Origin of the sequence: Nocardia sp. CA-120079 (genome assembly GCF_050955745.1) — a bacterium.
GTDB lineage: Bacteria > Actinomycetota > Actinomycetes > Mycobacteriales > Mycobacteriaceae > Nocardia.
Window position 1 is genome coordinate 9,478,775 of the sequence record NZ_CP192088.1, and the last position, 18,301, is coordinate 9,497,075.

The window sequence follows — 18,301 nt, forward strand, 5'->3', positions numbered from 1 at the left end:
GCGCTGACACCGAGGAACCACCCGTCGATTATGCCGTTAACCGGCGTATCTATATCAAGCGGGCCGTCAAATAGTGACATACAACTTTGCTCGAGCGTAACTTTTTTTCGGCCCGCGGTAACGATTCGGCCCTCGAGTCCGACGTCCTTCAAGACACACGGCCTGTCGGGGGGCCTGTCCGTCCACTTGTCGGTTTTGGATTGGGGAACGGGACATGGCTCTTCGGGAGTTCTTCGCGCGCCATCGCATGGCTTCGGCCATCGTCGCGCCCGCGTCATTGGGTGTGGCGGCGATTGTCGCCGCTTCGGTGGCGCTCACATCGACGCACGAAACCGTCGATACGCGTCTGCGGGCGTCGGTCACGGAGTGTCACGACATGGTGACCATTTCGGTCGCCGGGCGTCGGGATACGCCGGACGCCGCGACCACGAAGATGCTGGTCGATGCCAATGGCAACGCGTTGCCCGCCGCGCTGTCCGGTGATCACAGCAGCCAATGGGTCGATCCGGTCGTCAACGCACCGGCCGACGATGTCGATCCCGGCTCGTATGCCGCCGTCTACATCGCCTATCCGGCGAATATGGACACCTACGAGGACGCCGTCAACGCGGGTGTCGCGAATACCGAACAGGTGATGCGGGAAATCTCACAGGCCTGCCCGGACACCAAGTTCTCGATCGTCGGCTACAGCGAGGGCGCCGATGTGGTGCGCCGCGTCGCCATGACGATCGGGCATCAGAGCGCCGACCAGGATGGTGGCTACGGCATCGTCGATCCGGCCGATGTCGTCGGTGTCGTCATCCTCGCCGATGCCGGACGTTCGGCGGGCGACGGTCCGTTCCCGGGTTCGAAGGATCCGTACAGCAACCCCGACGGGTTCGACCAGAAGTATCAGAACGGCACGAAAGCCACGTCGGGCCAGGGCGCACTGCCCGGCACCAGCGGTGACTTCGGTGCGCTGAACGGCAAGATCGCGTCTTTCTGCTCCGATGGCGACCTCACGTGCTCGGCGCCGCAGAACATTTCACTGCTGCAGTTGGTGGTGAATGTGGGTCGGCAGTTGAATGTCGATGCACTGGAACGCGACGGGCTCACCCCCGCGACCGGACAGGACGTCGCCGTTGTCCTCGGCCGAATCGCGTTGGCGGCATTCGCGGACATCCAGTCGCAGCCGAACTGGATGCAGAGCGATGAGACGTTTCTGCAAGTGCTGCTGAGGGTTTCGGATCCGGAATACAAGCCGGGACAGGCGTCGCAGACTCCGGCCAAGGCGGAAGCGATCTCGACCAATCAGATGTCGCCGCTGGCCTATCTGCCGCAGAAGGTGTTCAACGAAATCATCGGTCTCATCGTGACGAACCAGAACACCATCCCGGTGATCATGAGCGACCCCTACCAGCAGACACTCGGCCCCAATGCGACCGGTCACCACTTCGACTACTGGCGCGATGCCGACCCTAACAACGGTAAGCCGCTGACATCCGCCGAGTACGCGGCGGCCTGGCTCACCCATCTGGCGAAGCAGGCCCAGGCGGGTCAGCCGGTCGACCCGACCGCCAAGCCGGAGTCGGCCGATCTCGCCGCCGCCTACCAGGCAGCGACCTCGACGACCAAGACGCCCGAGCCGAGCAAGACCACCACCGCGACCACGTCACCGACCACCACCACCGCCCCCGCGAAGACGGAAGTCAACAGCAAGCCGACGACCACGACCACGACCACCACCGCGCCGCCGCCGAGCACACCGGCGGTGACGACACCACCGGCTTCGACCACCACGACCACCCAACCCCCGAAGCCGACCACCACCGAACCCACCACCACAACGCAATCCACGGCACCGACCACCACCGCCGGCGGGTCGAGTCACTCCTGATCCGGTCAGGAGCGCAGATCCGCAACGGCGATAGCGCGCACGGCCGGCACCGTCGCGGGCCTACGCCGACGTCCGAGACCTGATCGCCGAATTCATCGCTCGCTCCAACCATCCCGTGATGGGATGTATTCGTATAGGCTCCGATTCGATCGGAAGCGAGCAGGGGCGAGATGGTGAAACGATGACGCAGCGCGGGTGGGTGCTGTTCTTGGCGATGGGCGTCATCTGGGGCGTGCCCTACGCGATGATCCGGATCGCGGTCGAGGATTTCGACCCGATCGCGGTGGCATTCGGCCGGACCTTCCTGGGCGCGCTGATCCTGCTGCCGATCGCGCTATACACCAAGACACTCGCCCCGGTGTTCCGGCGTTGGCGCCCGCTGCTGCTGTACACGCTGGTCGAGATCACCGGACCCTGGTTTCTGATCGGATACGCGGAAACCACGTTGAACAGCTCGACCGTCGGGCTGCTGATCGCCGCGGTTCCGCTGGTCGGAGTGGTGATCCTGTCCAAACCGATTCAGGGTCTCGGCGCAAAAGTGTGGCCCAGGTACTCCTTCGCACACGATCGCTTCGACGCGCGCCGTACTACCGGCCTGATCATCGGATTCGCGGGGGTCGCCGCGCTGGTCGGCTTCGATATCGATCTGACACAGCCCGCCGCCATCGGCGCCATCGGGCTGACCACCATCGGTTACGCCATCGGCCCGATCATCATCAACCGCGCACTCGCTGATCTGCCACCGCTCGGTGTTGTCACCGGGTCACTGATTCTGGCCGCGGTGATCTACACACCGTTGGCCGCACTCCGCCGGCCGACACATTTCACCGCCGACGCGTCGTGGTCGGTGTTCGGGCTGGCCGCAATCTGCACGGCCGCGGCTTTCCTGGTGTTCTTCGCGCTGATCAGCGAGGTCGGCCCGGCCCGCGCCACGGTCATCACCTACATCAATCCCGCGGTGGCCATCCTGCTCGGCGTCACCCTGCTGGACGAACCGCTGACCATCGGCACGGGCATCGGCTTCCCACTGGTCATCCTCGGCTCGATCCTCGGCACCGCCCGCCCCCGCACCGCAGAGGAACCGGCCGCGACGCCGGTTGCCCAGTCCTGAGCATCCGGCGCGCGCTGAAGGCCAGACCGGCGCCGCCGACCCACCCGACCGGCGAGATCGATCAGTCACGCCTTCGGGATCGAACCTGGAACACCAGCGCATGCGCGGCCCGCAGATCGGTGAACCCGGCTGCCGCCGAGCCCGCATCCAACTCGGCCGCAAGCGTTCGCGCCGCAGCGCCGAGCAGATTCCCGAGTGGCGGCGGCCGAACAGCCAATGGATCAGCAAGGCCCTCCTGGCCATCGGCTTGATCCCCCAGGGGCTCGGCGATGAAATTCAGCGTCGCGGCGCGACTCGATGAAGGTGACAGGAGGGCATGATGTCCGGGTGACAGCGAACAGTCGAACCGATCCCGCGGACGTGGCGCACACCCGCGCCGCCTATGACGAGAACGCGATCCGCTACGCCGAATTCGCCGAAGATCATCTGGCAACACAGCCGTTCGACCGCGCCATGCTCGGCGTATTCGCGGAACTGGTGCACAACGGTCGAGTGGCCGACCTCGGGTGCGGTGAAGGCCGAATGACCGCGCACCTGTCCGGGCTCGGCCTGGATGTCTTCGGGATCGACCTGTCACCGCGGCTGCTCGAATTGGCGCGGGCTCAGTATCCGACACTCGACTTCGAGGAGGGCTCGCTCGAGCACCTCGATATCGATGACGCCACTCTCGCGGGAATTCTCGTGTGGTACTCGATCATCCATCTGCCGCCCGAACGAATGCCCGCTGTGTTGGCGGAGTTTCATCGGGTACTCGAGTCGGGAGGGCACGCATTGCTCGCGTTCTTCCAGGCACCCGATGCCCAGGATCCGGAACCGTTCGACCACAAGGTGATTACCGCCTACCGATGGTCACCGGATCGGCTCGCCACGCTGGCCGAGCAGGCCGGTTTCACGCCGATCGCCCGGTTGGTCCGGGAACCGGATCCCGGCGAGCGGGGCCGCCAGGCGTACTTGCTCCTGGTCAAGGATCGCTGATTCGGCGAACGCGAATCCGCACCTTTCAGTAAGGTTGGGGACACCGCGCAGGGGACATGGCTGTGCGGGCCCTTATCGACATCGTGGTCGTTTCCTTTTTCACCAAGACCTCAGCACCACACCGTCGTCAGGGGGCGACAGACCATGGAGCTCATTTCTCCGATCGATGCCGTATTTCTGCTCGCCGAATCTCGCGAGCATCCGATGCACGTCGGTTCGCTACAACTATTCGAGGCACCGGAGGACGCCGGGCCCGATTTCGCGCGGCTGACCCACGAGAAGTTGTTGGCGGACAACGAATTCCACCCAACCTTCCGCAAGCGCCCGGCAACCTGGCTCGGCGCACCGCAGCTGGCGTGGACCCAGGACGAGAACGTCGAACTCGGCTACCATCTGCGTCGATCGGCGCTGCCGAGTCCCGGCAGCTTCGCTCAACTGCTCGAACTCGCCTCCGACCTGCACAGCACCCTGCTCGACCGGCACCGTCCGCTATGGGAAATCCACGTGGTGGAGGGCTTGAACGACGGCCGCTTCGCGCTGTACTCGAAGATGCATCACGCGCTGATCGATGGCGTCACCGCGCAGCGAGTGCTGCAACGAACGCTCACCAACGATCCCACGGCGAGCGAAACACGCGTGCCGTGGAACCTGCCTCGGTCCAAGCGCAAGACCGAGCCGTCGGGCTCGCTGCTGGGCGGGCTCGCGCGAAATCTCTTGTCGGCGGCCAATTCCGGGCCCGCCGCGCTGCGGGTCGCGCGCGCCGCATTGGTGCAGCAACAGTTGACCATGCCCTTCGAGGCGCCGCGCTCGATGTTCAATGTGCCGATCGGCGGCGCCCGCCGGTGCGCGGTCCGGTCCTGGCCGCTGGAGCGGGTCAAGCAGGTCAAGAAGGCGACCGGCACGACCGTCAACGATGTGGTGCTCGCGATGTCGGCCGGTGCGTTGCGCGCGTATCTGATCGAACAGAATGCGCTGCCCGATAAGCCGTTGATCGCCATGGTTCCGGTCTCGCTGCGGGCCGATGAGGACGATGCCGAAGCCAGTGGCGTGAAGGTCGGTGCGATCCTGTGCAATCTCGGCACCGATATCGCCGATCCGATCGAACGGCTGCGCGTGGTGAGCGAATCGATGCGCCGCAGCAAAGAGGTCTACAACTCGCTCTCGCCCATCCAGACCATGGCGCTATCCGGGTTGATGCTCAGCCCGCTGGCCCTGACCCTGCTGCCCCGCATGCTGTCGTTCACGAATCCGCCGTTCAATATCGTCATCTCGAACGTCCCGGGCCCGAAGGAACCGCAGTACTGGAACGGCGCCCGTCTGGACGCCTCGTACCCGATGTCGATTCCGTTCGACGGGCAGGCCGTCAATATCACCCTCACCACCAATGTCGACAGTCTGGACTTCGGGCTCGTGGGCTGCCGCCGCAGCGTGCCGCGACTGCAGAGCCTGCTCGACCACCTGGAGAATTCGCTGGCCGAACTGGAACAGTCAGCCTGCTGACCGTCGAATCGCCCACGTCGCCAGTCGATAAGCTGAAGCAGGCGACGGGGGCGATGATGACTCTTTACAACCACACCGGGCAGACCTACGCGCGGACCAGGCAACCGGATCCCCGTATCGCCGCGGTCATCGATGACGCGGTAGGTGGCATGGTCTCGATCGCCAATATCGGTGCGGGCAGCGGATCCTACGAACCGACCGGCACCGTGATCGCGGTCGAGCCGAGCGAGGTGATGATCGCGCAACGTCCACCCGCCGCCGCACCCGCGGTACAGGCGGTCGCCGAACAGCTGCCGATCCACGCCGATGCCGTCGACGCGGCCCTGGCCATCCTGACCGTGCACCACTGGACCGACCTCGATCGCGGCATCGCCGAGCTGAAACGGATCGCGCGCCGCCGCATCGTCATCCTCACCTGGGACCACACCGTCTACCGCGAATTCTGGCTGGTCCGTGACTATCTGCCCGCCGCGGCCGATACCGATGCGCGCCTGGCCGTCCCACTCCCGCGCCTCACCGACCTCCTCGGTGACGCATCGATCACCCCGATCCCGGTCCCGCACGACTGCGTCGACGGTTTCGGCGGCGCGTACTGGCGGCGACCCGAGGCGTATCTGGAAGAAACCGTGCGCGCGGGAATGTCGATGCTGGCGATGACACCGGCAGCACTACTACGGGACGGACTGAACCGACTCCGCGCCGATCTCGCCACCGACGCGTGGTCCACCCGGTATGCCGAGCTGCTCGACAAATCCCACCTCGACCTGGGCTACCGGCTCGTCACCGCCGAACTCTGATCCGGTCGGGCGGAACGGCTACCCCGAGAAAACTAGAACGTGTTACATTCGATGTCAGGCGTCCGCGCCTGTCGACGAAGCCACCGCCGCGTCATGGCGATATCTGCGGCAGTCGGCCGAATCGGCAGCGCGGGCCGGTGACCAAATATGCAACCCGTTCCAGCACTCGTCAGCCGTTGTGATCCGGCTGCTGAGCAAGTAGGGAGACCAGCACGCCATGCGTACCGAAATCTGCGACCGGCTGGGGATCGAATTCCCCATCTTCGCCTTCACCCATTGCCGAGATGTGGCGGCCGCGGTCAGCAATGCCGGCGGACTCGGCGTGCTCGGTGCGGTGGGCTTCACCGCCGAGGAATTGGAAGTCGAACTGGCCTGGCTCGACGACCATGTGCACGGCGTGTACGGCGTCGACCTCGTCATCCCGTCGAAGTACGAGGGCAAGGGCATCGATGACCTGACCCCCGAAGAGCTGGAAGCCAAACTGGCGGAACTGGTTCCGCAGGGGCACCGGGACTTCGCGGAGAAGCTTCTCAACGACCACAATGTCCCGCATCTGCCCGACGGGGAGCGCCACAACCAACTTCTCGGCTGGACCGCGACCACTGTCGCACCACAGATCGAGGTGATCCTGCGCCATCCCAAGGCCAAGCTGGTCGCCAATGCCCTCGGCACCCCGCCGCCGGATGTGGTCGAGCAGATCCAGGGCTCCGGACGGCTCATCGGCGCACTGTGCGGTTCGGTGAAGCATGCGCTCAACCACAAGCGCGCGGGCCTGGATTTCGTTGTCTGCCAGGGCACCGAGGGCGGCGGGCATTGCGGTGAGATCTCCTCGATGGTGCTGTGGCCGCAGGTGGTCGATGCCATCGGCGATATGCCGCTGCTGGCCGCCGGCGGTATCGGCAACGGTCGTCAGGTCGCCGCGGCCATGGCGATGGGTGCGGCGGGTGCGTGGACCGGCTCGCTGTGGCTGACCGTCGAGGAGGCGAATGTGCCACCCGCACAGATGCAGACCTACATCGACGCCACCAGCCAGGACACCGTGCGCTCGCGGTCCTGGACCGGTAAGCCGTGCCGCATGCTGAAGAACGACTGGACCGAGGCCTGGGAGGCGCCGGAGAATCCGGATCCGCTGCCCATGCCGCTGCAGATGATGGTGGCCCTCGACGGCGTCAAGCGCGGGCACCGCTATCCGGAGGCTGCCAAGGACGTGAACTTCAATCCGGTCGGTCAGGTCGTCGGCATGATGAACAAGGTGGAGCGCTCCGCCGACGTGATCGCCCGGCTGATCAACGAATACGTGGAGGCTTGCGACCGCCTGAACAAGCTCAATAGCGCCCTGTAACAGGCTCTTCGACGCCGCCCCGACCGTTCGGGGCGGCGTTTTCGTCCTCCCGTGGCTGGGTAGCCGTTCGTCGGCGCACGCGGTATACAGATGATTCGCATTGCTACGGTGCGAGCGCTCGCGTCAGTCTTGGGAGGTCGGCATGTATCCCTGCACCAACCCTCGGTGCGGAAGTCGCGGACATAATGAGCCGGAATGTCCGAATCTGGTACATGCCGATCTGCCGCAACGGCGAAATCTGGTGGTGCTGGCCGTACTTGCCGTCGCGATCGTGAGCTCGCTGGTCCTCGCCGCCTTCGCCGCGGCACCGCGTTGATATCAAGCCAGTGCCGCGTCCAGCTAGGTCTGAGGTAATCGAGATCCGTCGAGCGCAGTCATATGGCGGTGCCGCTGGGCGTGTCGTGCATCGTTTCGACTGCGCTCGGCGAGCGAGCCGGACCTTATGCGGGGCAACCTATCCGGACGGGGCACTAGCTCAGTGAGAAGTCGTAACGCACACCGGTCAACTGCTCGCTGAGCTGCCACAGTTTGCGCGCGGTCGAGCGACGGTAGGCAAGCGGATTGCGCAGTGTCCGCCGCGGATATCCGGCGAACTCGAAACCTGGTCCCACATAGGAGTTTCCGCGTATCTCCGGAACCGTGGCGGCGTACAGCTGCGGCAATGCGCCCATGTGATCGGACTGGGCCAGCGCGAACAGGATCGCCTGCGGGATCGCCGCCAAGACGCCGCCCACACCCTTCTCACCGTCGCGGTCGTAGAGATGGGTCGCCGACACTCCGGGATGCGCGGCCACCGCGCGCAGGCCGGAACCGGCCGCGCTGGCCCGGCGCTCGAGTTCGGCGGTGAACAGTAGATTCGCCAGTTTGGACTGACTGTAGGCCGGCCAACGCAGATAGAGCCGCTGCCAATTCGGGTCGAGCCAATTGATCACGCCGACCCACGCGGCCACCGACGAAACGGTCACCACGCGCGGCCGTTCGGCGCGCAGGAGTGCGGGCAGTACGCCGGCGGTGAATGCGAAGTGCCCGAGGTGATTCGTGCCGAATTGGGCGTCGAATCCGTCGACCGTGCGTGCGCGCGGCACCGCCATCACGCCCGCATTGTTGATCAGCAGATCGATCCGATCGATGGTGTCGTTGATCTGCGCGGCCGCCCGCGCGACCGAGGCCAGATCGGCCAGATCCAGCTGCAGCACTTCGGGTTCGGGCCCGGTGGCCACCGTGGTGACCGCATCCAGTGCCGTCGCGGCCTTCTGCGGATTGCGGCAGGCCAGCAGCACGCGCGCGCCTTTGCCCGCCAATGCCTCGGCGGTGCGCAGGCCTAGGCCGCTATTGGCACCGGTGACCACGACGGTCTTGCCGGATTGATCCGCGATATCCGCAATGGTCCAGCGGCGCGGCAGGATTGGTACCGAGGTCACAGAGAACTCCTGGTTTTTCGAGCGCAGATCCCGACGATGCCACCAAAGACCTGACCTGAGCATGGCCAGTTCTGGACACGCCAGTACGGTCTCAGACAGACGGTCCACCGTCGCGATCCTGCCTGACGATCACAACTCCGCAGCCCCCGAGCGGATTTGAGCGACGGGGGAGCCGGCGATGACCGAGACAGTGGATTCCGAAGCATCTACGGCGGTCACGCAGTCGCCGCGTGCTCCGCATCCTCGTGGCCCTCGGCCCCGACATCGAGCAATTCCTCGAATCGGGCGATCACCTTGTCGTGATACAGCCCGAACAAATCCTCGAACAGCGCGAGTTGCGCATCGGACGGGCCGGAACCGGAATCCCACACCGCGACCAGCGCACGCCATACCAAAACATGCAGATCCGCCGCACCCGCGAAGAAGGCCTCGACGGCCTCGGGTACCTCGAGCACCATCTCGCCGATGGAGTTCATGATCGCGCGCTGCATGCTCAGCCCGAGTGCGGTGAGCAGTCGGCGGACCAGGCCGACCTCGATGGCAAGGATCTGTCGGAAGTCGGGAACATCCTGTCGGGCAAGCGATTCCAGTTCGTCGATCGCGGCCTTGAGTTCGGCCGGGTCGATCTCCTGCTCACTGCTGGTGTAGGCGAGCAGCGCCTCCATGACGATGCCGCGCTCCACCTCGACGATGTCGTGGAACATCTCGATCGCCACATCCGGCATCGGAACCGAGAACCGGAACAGGTGCCGATACACGTCGATGCCACCCGCCTCACGGACATCGCGGATCGTGAACCCCTTGCCGCGTCGCGCCTCGACGAATCCGTACGATTCCAGCCGACCGAGGGTCAACTGCGCGGTCGCGCGGTTCATATCGAACTCTTCCGCGACCTGACGGACCGACGGCATCAACTCCCCCGGCTGATATTCCCCCGCGGCAACCCGGCGTGCCAGCTCATCGGCAACGTCGGCGACTACCGTTTGGGATCCCATCGAGATGCCACCTTTCGACTCGGTTCCGATACGTCCCAGACAGTCTATGCGCTCCTGTGCGAGACTGCACCTGTGTAACACTTGTCAGCGTGCAGTGTGAGGTGAGTCATGACAATTCCGCGTGGCGAGGGTCGATCGGCCGAGAGTTCGACGACTAGACGTGCACGCATTTTCGCGATGAGGTCGAATGGTAAACCTCCTGTTCGCACGGCGGTTCGCAATGCGAAATTAGCGGCGCTGCCGGTCGCTTTCGCGGGCAGGCAGGCCGCGGGCGTTGGTAAGCGCGCGCTGGGCCGACCAGCCGGTGAGGTCAATCGCGAAATCCAGATGCGCACCGCACAGCACATGTTCGAGGTACTCGGCGAGCTGAAGGGCTGTGCCGCCAAACTCGGTCAGCTGCTTGCCATTTACGAACTCGCACTGCCGCCGGATCTCGCCGCGCCGTACAAGATCGCGCTGAGTCGGCTACAGGATTCCGCGCCCGCGATGCTCCCTCGCTCCGTGCACGCGGCGATGGAAGCCAGCATGGGGGAGAACTGGCGTTGGCATTTCCGGGAATTCGACGATCGGCGCGCGGCCGCGGCCTCGCTCGGCCAGGTGCATCGCGCGGTATGGCGCGACGGTACGCCGGTCGCGGTGAAGGTGATGTATCCCGGCGGTAGGCAGGCGGTCGCGAACGAGCTGGATCAGCTGCGCCGGATCTCCATGCTGGCAACGGTTTTCGTGCCCGGTGCGGATGTCAAAGGCGTGACCGAGGCGATCTGCGCCTGTGTGCTCGACGAACTCGACTATGCGGCCGAGGCCGAATCTCAGCGGGTCTTCGCGGCGGCCTACGCCGATGATCCGGATTTCTACATTCCGCGGGTGATCGAACAGCGCGGCGATGTGCTCGTCACCGAATGGCTGGACGGCACGCCGCTGCCGCGTGTCATCGCCACCGGTACGCGCGCGGAACGGGATCGGGCCGGCATGCAGCTGATTCGGTTCATGGCCTCCAGTTGGATCCGCAGCGGTCTGCTCTACGGCGATCCGCATCCCGGCAATTTCCGGGTGCTGCCGGATGGGCGACTCGGCGTCGTCGACTTCGGGGCCTGCACACCGTGGCCGACCGAGGGTTTCGAGGAATTCGCCTTCGACTACTGCGATGCGCTGTTCAACGGCGGCCCTGCGGAATTGGAGGCGGCGGCACGCAGGCACGGCTTCTGCGAACCGGGCCGGGTGCTCGATGCCGAGGATCTGTTCCATGTGGTCGCGCCGTGCATCGAACCCTTCCAGCACGCGAACTACCGGTTCACCATGCGCTGGCTGCGCAAACAGGTACTGCGCGTGACGAATCCGCGGCTGTCGAATGCCCTGCGTCAGGGCACCATGCCCGCGCGGTTCACGCCGTTCGCCCGATCGATGCTGACACTGATCGGTGCGATCGGTCAGTTGGAGACCGAGGGCTCGTTCCGCGACGAGGTGGGGCGCTGGCATCCGACATTGCACGAGTTGGTCACTCGGCCCGTCGAGGAGGGCGCGGCGCCGGTCGATCTGGCGGTGGCTCGGCGCAAGCGTGCCGAAGCTGATGCGCGCCGGATGTCCGTCGGCTGAACACAATCGCGCTGACCTGCTCGGACGCTCCGGACCGAGCTATCGCGACATTACGTCTCAGACAGTTTCGTCGGTTAGCTCGCGAGCCGGGGATATTCGCGCGTCGACGAACTTGCGGCGTTCCTTCGCGGCCCCTTGCTCGGCGATGATTTCTCGGCGATGGGCGGAGCCGATCATCGCTTGATCGGCGCATCGCCACCGGAGCGCCAGGTATTCGCCGGATTATTCACCGCGCCAACCACTCTCGCCAGTACGGATGGATGAGCGCGGCCAATTCTTCGTAACCGGCCGCGCCGGGATGCGCGCCGTCACCCGCGCGCACCTCGCGCATCCACACCGCGCTGTCGCGCAGCGGTTGATGGATGCGCGCGTACGGGATCTCTGCTGCAGCACAGATTTCGGCGAAATGTTCGTCGAGCGCGGCGGTCCTGGCGTTCTGCTCGGTGTCATCGATGGGCGGCGGCGCGACGACCAGGACCGGAAGCTCGGCAGCCTGGGTGAGCAGTTCGGACAGATTGGCCGCCGATTGCTCGGGTTCGACTCGGGGCCGTCCGTCGATGAACGTGGTGTCGTTGACGCCGAACGAGACGACCATGCGGGCATCGGAGCCATCCGGAAATCGGGGCGCGCATTCGGTCTGCCAGCGGCCGAGGATCTCGGTCGAGGTCTGCCTCCGCACACCCAGGTTGTACGAGGTGAGCGGCTGGCCGTTCGCATACGTCCGAGCGGCCAGGCGGCCGACCCAGCCGAGGCACTGCGGGTCGCCGACACCCGCGACGAAGGAATCACCGATGAAGCACACGCGTAGGTCTTTCCACACCCGGTGATCTTCGCAATTACTCGCCGTGGACCAGGACCCGGCTATCGCCCGGGGGACGGATTCAGGTCGTGCCCGTTAGGATCGCTGTGGTCATTCGGGAGGGATTGAAGTTGACAGGGGTAGCCGAATCCGCAGTGGCCGCGGCACCGTCGTGGTTCACGGATTTGTTCGCGCATCGGCGCTGGATTCGCCGGGTCGAACCGTTTCCGCATATCTATGCCAGGGATGTGTTCGTGCCCGAGTTCTACGGGCGGCTGGCCGATGAGCTTGCGCGGGTGCGCCGGGAGCGGCCCGAGGCGTTCGGGGCGGTGGCGCCGGATTACGGTGCGGTCGGGGCCTCGCTGGCAGGACTGCGGGACGGTCCGTTGGCGCTGTTCCTTTCACGGGAATGGCATGACCTGATCGCACGGGTGGCGGGGGTGGCGACGACCGGTGATGTCGAAGGGTCGGTGCACCATCATCGGCCGGGTAGTCCGTCGGGGTCACCGCACAATGATCTGAATCCGGCCTGGTTCAAGGGTTCGGCACCCGAGCCGGGCGAGATCAGGACCGTGGATCCGGAGGTCGATCTGAAGACCGGCCCGCGGACGCCGGAGGTCTTCGGGCGGGAGACGGTGCGCGCCGTCGCGGTGCTGTTCTATTTCGGCAATCCGGACTGGCAGCCGGGCGCTGGCGGCGAGACCGCGCTGTATGCCCATATCGGCGCGAATCCGGTTCCCGCACTTACGATTCCGCCACTGGACAACTCGCTGCTGCTGTTCGAGTGCACACCGCGCTCATGGCACACGTTCGTCGGCGACAACGCCGCCGCGCGCAATAGCGTGGTGATGTGGCTGCACCGGCCGAAGGAAGACGTGGTGCGGCGCTGGGGAGGAGACAGCATTGCGCAGTGGCACTGAACGCCGGGTATGCCTGCTCACCGGAGCCGGAGGTGTCCTCGGTGACACCTTCTGCCGGGGTCTGTACACCGACTACGACATCATCGCGGTCTGCCGCAGTCGCACCCCGGCCGCACCGTCACAGCTCGAATGGTTCGTCGACCCTTTCGAACCGGAAATACCGGTGCCGGAGAACGATTCGCGGATCTTCGTGATCAAGGCCGACCTGGCCGAAGCGGGTGAAGTCGAGCGCGTCGTCGATATCGCGCTTGCCCGCTTCGGGCAGATCGATCTGCTGGTCAACAATGCCGCGCACAGCCGATTCCAGCCGCGCGGCATCGTCGACGGCGATGCCGCGCTGGACGAATTCGAGCCGCATTTCACGCTCAATGTCGGTGTGCCGCTGCGTTTGTCGGCTCGGTTGGCGCAGCGGAGCTGGGTGCATGCCGGAGACGAGAACCGGGCGCGCAATCGCAATATCGTGAATGTCTCCAGCATTGCGGGCTCGCGGGTGTACCCCGGCGGACAGGCGCTCTACGCGGCGTCCAAGGCGGCGCTCAACCACCTGACCCGGCATATCGCGGCCGAATTCGAGGAGTTCGGGGTGCGGGCCAATGCCGTCGCGCCCGCTGATTTTCCCGCGACGGTGCCCACCGAACAGGTGGTGCGAGCCATTGTCGAGCTCGACCGAGGCGAGATGAGCGGCGAAGTCTTCACCGTCGGAGTGGCGGCCGGGGGCGGGCGTCACACGGTCGGAGCGGACGCCCGCTGACCTACTTCGCCGTTCCGGTGAGTTCTTCGGACATCGTCCAGAGCCGTTGCGCGAGTTCGGCATCCACCGCCTGCGTGTTCCGCGGCTGCTCCTCCTTGAACCGATGGAAGTACTTGCCGTTGATCTCGTCCGACGTTGTCGCCAAGTGCACCAACGGATCCGCGCCCTTATCCGCCCGGATGAAGAACGGCCGTGACAGCGGCGAGCGGATGAACGCGCCGAGCCCCAGCGGGGCATTGTCGTATACATGGGTGGCGACCGCGCCCGGATGGAATGCGGCGGTGACCAGCCCGGTGCCCTCGGTGCGGCGAGCCAGTTCCCTGGTGAAGATGATGTTGGCGAGCTTGGAGGTGCCGTAGACGCCCAGCTGGTTGAATGAGCCGGTCGACGCGTTGACGGTGTCGAGGTCCAGCTTCGCCATCCGGTAGGTCATGCTCGCGGTATTGACCACCCTGGCCTGCGACTGCACCAGCCGGTCCAGCAGCAGGGCGGTCAGCAGGAATGGCGAAAGGTGGTTGACCTGGAAGGTCAGCTCATTGCCGTCATCGGTGACGGTGCGTTTCGCCCACGCGCCGCCGGCGTTATTAGCGAGCACATCGATGCGCGGATAGCGATCGAGCAGCTGATCGGCGAGTTTGCGCACCTCGTCGAAGTGGGCGAAATCGGCGATGAACGACTCCGCGCCGACCCGAGCCGCCACCTCGGCGGTGCGCTCGGGCGAGCGCCCGACCACCGCGACGGTCGCGCCGCGCGCCACCAGCTTCGCCGCCGCCTCGGCGCCGATGCCGGAACTGGCCCCGGTCACCACCACCGTTTTCCCGGTTAGATCCTGTGCTGCCATGTCCTGCCTTCCGTCGGCTGATTCGTCCTGATCCTCATCGGCTGAGACAGATTCGGCAAGACCGTCTACTGACCGGTAGGTCGGCGGGGCGAACTCGCCAGGACGCCCAGGCCCAGCCATCCGGGGAACCACCGGCGCGCAACGGTAAGTTAGGCACACCCAACACCGGCAGAGGCCGGGGGAGGCGGACGAGCGGAGCCAGAGATGCGAGTTGATGGGCGGGATATCCCGGTCACGGGGAGCCTGCTGCAACCGCTGATCCGGCGGACCAGTGACATCATCCGTGTCGTACTCGCGGCACTGTGGGTCGGCGTGGTCGTCGCCGCCTCGCTGATCACCCGGCCTGAGTGGCTGGCGCTGGAACGTTCGGTCTCGAATATCGTCGGCTTCCTCAATCCGGACCAGTCCAATCTGGTGTACCTGGTCTACGGCATGGCGATTCTGGCGCTGCCGTTCGCGATCCTCATCGAATTGATCATCGGCAGGCAGTGGAAATTGCTGGCGGGCTACGCGGCCGCGGGATTGGTCGCGGGCCTGCTGCTATCGATCACCGGCACGGGATTGTCCGCGCCGCAGTGGCATCTGCAGGTACCGGATCGGCTCGATACCTTCCTGTCGCAGTTCCTCGACGATCCGCGCTGGATCGCCATGCTCGCGGCGGTGCTGACCGTATCGAGTCCGTGGCTGCCGACCCGGCCGCGGCGCTGGCTGTGGTTGCTGTTGCTGGCCTTCGCGCCGATCCACCTGGTGGTCAGCACGGTCGTGCCCGCGCGGGCCATGTTCGGGCTCGCGGTCGGCTGGTTGGTCGGCGCGGTGATCGTGCTGGTGGTCGGCACTCCGGCGCTGGAGGTGCCGCTGGATGCGGCGGTGCGGGTGCTGGCCAGGCGCGGACATACCGTCACCGCGTTCACCGTGGTGCATCCCGCCGGACGCGGTCCGCTGGTGCTCGCCGCGGCCATCGACGGTCCGGAGCGCGAGTTGACCGTCGAGCTGTTCGGCAAGAATCAGCGCAGCTTCGGTGCGCTGCGTCAGCTGTGGCGCTGGCTCACCTTCCGCAGCAGTGAAACCGCGGCACTGCACGGCTCCATGCACCGCGCCGTCGAGCACCGTGCGCTGGTGGCCATCGCCGTCGGCGAAATGGGTCTGGCCGCGGTGCAGCAGGTCGCCGTCGCGGCGCTGGAACGCGGCTGGATGCTGTACGCGCACACCATGCCCCGGGGTAAGCCGCTCGACGAAACCTCCGATGACGACCTCGCCGGCGTTTGGAAATCGCTCGCCGCACTGCACTGCGGCCAGATCTCGCACGGCGATCTGCGGCCCGTCGAGATCCGAATCGAGAACGGCGCCACGCTGTTCAGTGGATTCGTCAACGCGGAATTCGGCGCGTCCGATAAGCAGCGACAGTCCGATGTCGCGCAGTTGCTGGTCTCGACCACCGCGGTGTTCGGCAAGGAAGCCGCGGTGCGCACCGCCATCGAAACGCTCGGCGAGCAGACGGTACTGACCGCGGCGAGCAGACTCACCAAGTCCGCCATGCCCACCGGCATCAAGAAATCGATTCCGGACTGGGGCGAGGTGGTCTCCTCGGCCCGCGACGAGGTGCGCAAGCAGACCGGCCAGGACAAGATCGAGGCCGAGCAGATCACCCGGTTCAGCCGCAATCAGCTCATCCAGCTGGTGTTGCTGATCGGGTTGGTCTACGTCGCCTATCCCTTCATCAGTGCGGTGCCGACCTTCTTCTCACAATTGTGGACCGCCAACTGGTGGTGGGCGCTGCTCGGGCTGGCGTTCTCGGGGCTGACGTATATCGGTGCGGCGGCGGCACTGTGGGCCTGCGCGACGCGCCTGGTCAGCTTTCGCAATCTGGTGATCATGCAGGTCGCCAACACCTTTGCCGCTACCACGACCCCGGCGGGTGTGGGCGGACTGGCCTTGAGTGTGCGCTTCCTGCAGCAGGCCGGGCTCGGCGCGGTGCGGGCCACCGCCGCCGTCGCATTGCAGCAGGCCGTCCAGGTGATCACCCACATCGGCCTGCTGATCCTGTTCAGTGTGGCGGCGGGCACCTCGGCGAATCTGTCGCATTTCGTGCCCGACGCAACCGTGCTCTATCTGGCGGCCGGTGTGGGCGTCGGCATTATCGGCGCGTTCATGTTCGTGCCGAAACTGCGGCGCTGGCTGAACAATTCGGTGCGCCCGCAATTGCAGGAGGTGCTCGGTGAACTCGGTGATCTGGTCCGGGATCCGAAGCGCTTCTCGGTGATCGTGGTCGGCTGTGGCGCGATCACACTCGGCCTTGCGCTCGCGCTGTGGGCCAGCGTCGAGGCATTCGGTGGTGGCGCGTCGTTCATCACCCTCACCATCGTCACCATGATCGGCGGCACCCTGGCCGCGGCCGCGCCGACACCCGGTGGCGTCGGCGCGGTCGAGGCCGCGCTGATCGGTGGTCTTGCCGCCTTCGGCCTGCCCGCGACCATCGCGGTGCCGTCGGTGCTGCTCTACCGCGTGCTCACGTGCTGGCTGCCGGTGTTCTGCGGCTGGTTCTGCATGCGCTGGATGACATCGAAGGGCCTGATCTGATCAGGCGTCCTTGGTTGCCACCAGTACGCCGGTCGTCGGTGCGATCGCGGTGAAGTCCACGGTCGCGAATCCCTTTGCCCGCAACGCTTCTCGGTAGCGGCGAATATCGATGGCCGCCAGCGGGTCCGCGTGCTGTCCTGGTGCGTGCGGGTCGTCGGTGCGGCGTGCGGCGAAGCGGGACATGATGCGAACCGCCGCGGGCAGGACTATTCCGGTCGGGTGGGTATCGGCGAGCAGCAGTCGGCCGCCGGGGCGCAGCACGCGAAACATCTGTGCCAGCGCCGCTGTGCGCTGTGCCTGCGGAATGTGATGCATGACGAAGGTCGAGGTGAGCACGTCGACCGAGGCATCGGGCAGAGTCAGCGTTTGGGCGGCGCCGACTTCGAAACGACAGTTGGGGGCGGCGCGGCCGCTCGCATAGTCGATCATCTCCCGGGACGGGTCGATACCGATCACTCGACCGGCGGGTCCGACCCGATCGGCCAGTGCTCGGACGAGTTGGCCCGGGCCGCAACCGATATCGACGGCGTGGTCACCCGGGACGGCACCGGTCAGCTCGACGAGTCGATTGTTCAGGCTGCCGACCCGGCCGAGTAAGAAGGCCGACTTCACGGCGAGGTAGCCACGCGGTTTGGTGATGAGAATGCCGATCTCGGAGTTCCGGTCATCATATGCGTTAGTGGACTGATGTTCGTTTCCGGTCATTAGTACATAATCGGATCAGATGACCGGATCGACCAGAAGCAAAAGTGCGGATATCGTGCCATTGCGAACGGATTCGCACTATCTGTACGACAACGCGA

17 protein-coding genes are annotated in these 18,301 nt (G+C 65.6%); 12 read left to right on the forward strand and 5 right to left on the reverse strand.

The annotated features are described in order from the left end of the window. Positions 1-214 precede the first annotated feature (214 nt). The 8 genes from ACQPYR_RS42700 to ACQPYR_RS42735 all read left to right on the forward strand — a co-directional run bounded on the left by ACQPYR_RS42700 (position 215) and on the right by ACQPYR_RS42735 (position 7,917). The gene (locus ACQPYR_RS42700; protein ID WP_433625813.1) at positions 215-1,876 is read left to right on the forward strand and encodes a cutinase family protein; all 1,662 of its coding nucleotides are present in this window, start codon (positions 215-217) and stop codon (positions 1,874-1,876) included. Positions 1,877-2,057: 181 nt separating this feature from the next. Continuing rightward, positions 2,058-2,987 carry a DMT family transporter gene (locus ACQPYR_RS42705; RefSeq protein WP_433625815.1) on the forward strand — a complete coding sequence of 310 codons (930 nt, stop codon included), beginning with the start codon at positions 2,058-2,060 and terminating at the stop codon, positions 2,985-2,987. A 100-nt stretch (positions 2,988-3,087) separates the two neighbouring features. Next, positions 3,088-3,288, forward strand: coding sequence for a hypothetical protein (locus ACQPYR_RS42710; protein WP_433625817.1), 201 nt, complete (start codon positions 3,088-3,090; stop codon positions 3,286-3,288). 26 nt (positions 3,289-3,314) lie between these two features. Beyond that, complete coding sequence (locus tag ACQPYR_RS42715; protein WP_433625820.1) at positions 3,315-3,962, forward strand: methyltransferase domain-containing protein; 648 nt, start codon at positions 3,315-3,317, stop codon at positions 3,960-3,962. A gap of 144 nt (positions 3,963-4,106) precedes the next feature. Beyond that, positions 4,107-5,462, forward strand: coding sequence for a WS/DGAT/MGAT family O-acyltransferase (locus ACQPYR_RS42720; protein WP_433625823.1), 1,356 nt, complete (start codon positions 4,107-4,109; stop codon positions 5,460-5,462). Positions 5,463-5,515: 53 nt separating this feature from the next. Continuing rightward, positions 5,516-6,259: a class I SAM-dependent methyltransferase gene (locus ACQPYR_RS42725; RefSeq protein WP_433625826.1), complete on the forward strand. Its 744-nt coding sequence runs from the start codon at positions 5,516-5,518 to the stop codon at positions 6,257-6,259. 217 nt (positions 6,260-6,476) lie between these two features. Further along, on the forward strand, positions 6,477-7,601 hold the full coding sequence (locus ACQPYR_RS42730) for an NAD(P)H-dependent flavin oxidoreductase (RefSeq protein ID WP_433625829.1): 1,125 nt from the start codon (positions 6,477-6,479) through the stop codon (positions 7,599-7,601). A 142-nt stretch (positions 7,602-7,743) separates the two neighbouring features. Beyond that, positions 7,744-7,917 (forward strand): hypothetical protein, encoded by a 174-nt coding sequence (locus ACQPYR_RS42735; RefSeq protein WP_433625831.1) that lies wholly within the window; start codon positions 7,744-7,746, stop codon positions 7,915-7,917. Positions 7,918-8,071: 154 nt separating this feature from the next. Here ACQPYR_RS42735 and ACQPYR_RS42740 read toward each other — a convergent pair whose 3' ends face one another. Both ACQPYR_RS42740 and ACQPYR_RS42745 read right to left on the reverse strand, forming a co-directional pair. Beyond that, on the reverse strand, positions 8,072-9,022 hold the full coding sequence (locus tag ACQPYR_RS42740) for an oxidoreductase (RefSeq protein WP_433625833.1): 951 nt from the start codon (positions 9,020-9,022) through the stop codon (positions 8,072-8,074). A 215-nt stretch (positions 9,023-9,237) separates the two neighbouring features. Beyond that, positions 9,238-10,017 carry a GntR family transcriptional regulator gene (locus ACQPYR_RS42745; protein ID WP_433625836.1) on the reverse strand — a complete coding sequence of 260 codons (780 nt, stop codon included), beginning with the start codon at positions 10,015-10,017 and terminating at the stop codon, positions 9,238-9,240. A gap of 177 nt (positions 10,018-10,194) precedes the next feature. Between ACQPYR_RS42745 and ACQPYR_RS42750 the strand changes: the two genes are divergently transcribed. Beyond that, the gene (locus ACQPYR_RS42750; RefSeq protein ID WP_433625839.1) at positions 10,195-11,610 is read left to right on the forward strand and encodes an ABC1 kinase family protein; all 1,416 of its coding nucleotides are present in this window, start codon (positions 10,195-10,197) and stop codon (positions 11,608-11,610) included. Between the two features lie 226 nt (positions 11,611-11,836). Here the strand turns inward: ACQPYR_RS42750 and ACQPYR_RS42755 are convergent, their stop codons facing one another. Further along, complete coding sequence (locus tag ACQPYR_RS42755) at positions 11,837-12,430, reverse strand: GDSL-type esterase/lipase family protein (RefSeq protein WP_433625842.1); 594 nt, start codon at positions 12,428-12,430, stop codon at positions 11,837-11,839. Positions 12,431-12,540: 110 nt separating this feature from the next. Here ACQPYR_RS42755 and ACQPYR_RS42760 point away from each other — a divergent pair, with 110 nt between their 5' ends. Both ACQPYR_RS42760 and ACQPYR_RS42765 read left to right on the forward strand, forming a co-directional pair. Next, on the forward strand, positions 12,541-13,329 hold the full coding sequence (locus ACQPYR_RS42760) for a 2OG-Fe(II) oxygenase family protein (RefSeq protein WP_433625844.1): 789 nt from the start codon (positions 12,541-12,543) through the stop codon (positions 13,327-13,329). Then, a complete protein-coding gene (locus ACQPYR_RS42765; RefSeq protein WP_433625847.1) occupies positions 13,313-14,080 on the forward strand; it encodes an SDR family NAD(P)-dependent oxidoreductase in 768 nt (255 codons plus the stop codon). Before ACQPYR_RS42760 ends, ACQPYR_RS42765 begins: the two co-directional genes overlap by 17 nt. Before the next feature lies 1 nt (position 14,081). Here ACQPYR_RS42765 and ACQPYR_RS42770 read toward each other — a convergent pair whose 3' ends face one another. Further along, entirely contained in the window at positions 14,082-14,921 is an 840-nt protein-coding gene (locus ACQPYR_RS42770; protein WP_433625849.1) for an SDR family NAD(P)-dependent oxidoreductase, read from the reverse strand. 204 nt (positions 14,922-15,125) lie between these two features. Here ACQPYR_RS42770 and ACQPYR_RS42775 point away from each other — a divergent pair, with 204 nt between their 5' ends. Beyond that, positions 15,126-17,498, forward strand: a complete 2,373-nt coding sequence (locus ACQPYR_RS42775; protein ID WP_433625852.1) for a lysylphosphatidylglycerol synthase transmembrane domain-containing protein — start codon at positions 15,126-15,128, stop codon at positions 17,496-17,498. Here ACQPYR_RS42775 and ACQPYR_RS42780 read toward each other — a convergent pair whose 3' ends face one another. Further along, positions 17,499-18,203 (reverse strand): methyltransferase domain-containing protein, encoded by a 705-nt coding sequence (locus ACQPYR_RS42780; protein ID WP_433625855.1) that lies wholly within the window; start codon positions 18,201-18,203, stop codon positions 17,499-17,501. Positions 18,204-18,301 lie beyond the last annotated feature (98 nt).

What these genes read in the sequence shown, in the direction of transcription:
- ACQPYR_RS42730 (WP_433625829.1), top strand. Translation starts at nt 6,477, where the DNA reads ATGCGTACCGAAATCTGCGACCGGCTGGGGATCGAATTCCCCATCTTC.
- ACQPYR_RS42745 (WP_433625836.1), bottom strand. Translation starts at nt 10,017, where the DNA reads ATGGGATCCCAAACGGTAGTCGCCGACGTTGCCGATGAGCTGGCACGC.
- ACQPYR_RS42725 (WP_433625826.1), top strand. Translation starts at nt 5,516, where the DNA reads ATGATGACTCTTTACAACCACACCGGGCAGACCTACGCGCGGACCAGG.
- ACQPYR_RS42710 (WP_433625817.1), top strand. Translation starts at nt 3,088, where the DNA reads ATGCGCGGCCCGCAGATCGGTGAACCCGGCTGCCGCCGAGCCCGCATC.
- ACQPYR_RS42775 (WP_433625852.1), top strand. Translation starts at nt 15,126, where the DNA reads ATGCGAGTTGATGGGCGGGATATCCCGGTCACGGGGAGCCTGCTGCAA.
- ACQPYR_RS42700 (WP_433625813.1), top strand. Translation starts at nt 215, where the DNA reads ATGGCTCTTCGGGAGTTCTTCGCGCGCCATCGCATGGCTTCGGCCATC.
- ACQPYR_RS42780 (WP_433625855.1), bottom strand. Translation starts at nt 18,203, where the DNA reads ATGACCGGAAACGAACATCAGTCCACTAACGCATATGATGACCGGAAC.
- ACQPYR_RS42720 (WP_433625823.1), top strand. Translation starts at nt 4,107, where the DNA reads ATGGAGCTCATTTCTCCGATCGATGCCGTATTTCTGCTCGCCGAATCT.
- ACQPYR_RS42770 (WP_433625849.1), bottom strand. Translation starts at nt 14,921, where the DNA reads ATGGCAGCACAGGATCTAACCGGGAAAACGGTGGTGGTGACCGGGGCC.
- ACQPYR_RS42705 (WP_433625815.1), top strand. Translation starts at nt 2,058, where the DNA reads ATGACGCAGCGCGGGTGGGTGCTGTTCTTGGCGATGGGCGTCATCTGG.
- ACQPYR_RS42735 (WP_433625831.1), top strand. Translation starts at nt 7,744, where the DNA reads ATGTATCCCTGCACCAACCCTCGGTGCGGAAGTCGCGGACATAATGAG.
- ACQPYR_RS42750 (WP_433625839.1), top strand. Translation starts at nt 10,195, where the DNA reads ATGAGGTCGAATGGTAAACCTCCTGTTCGCACGGCGGTTCGCAATGCG.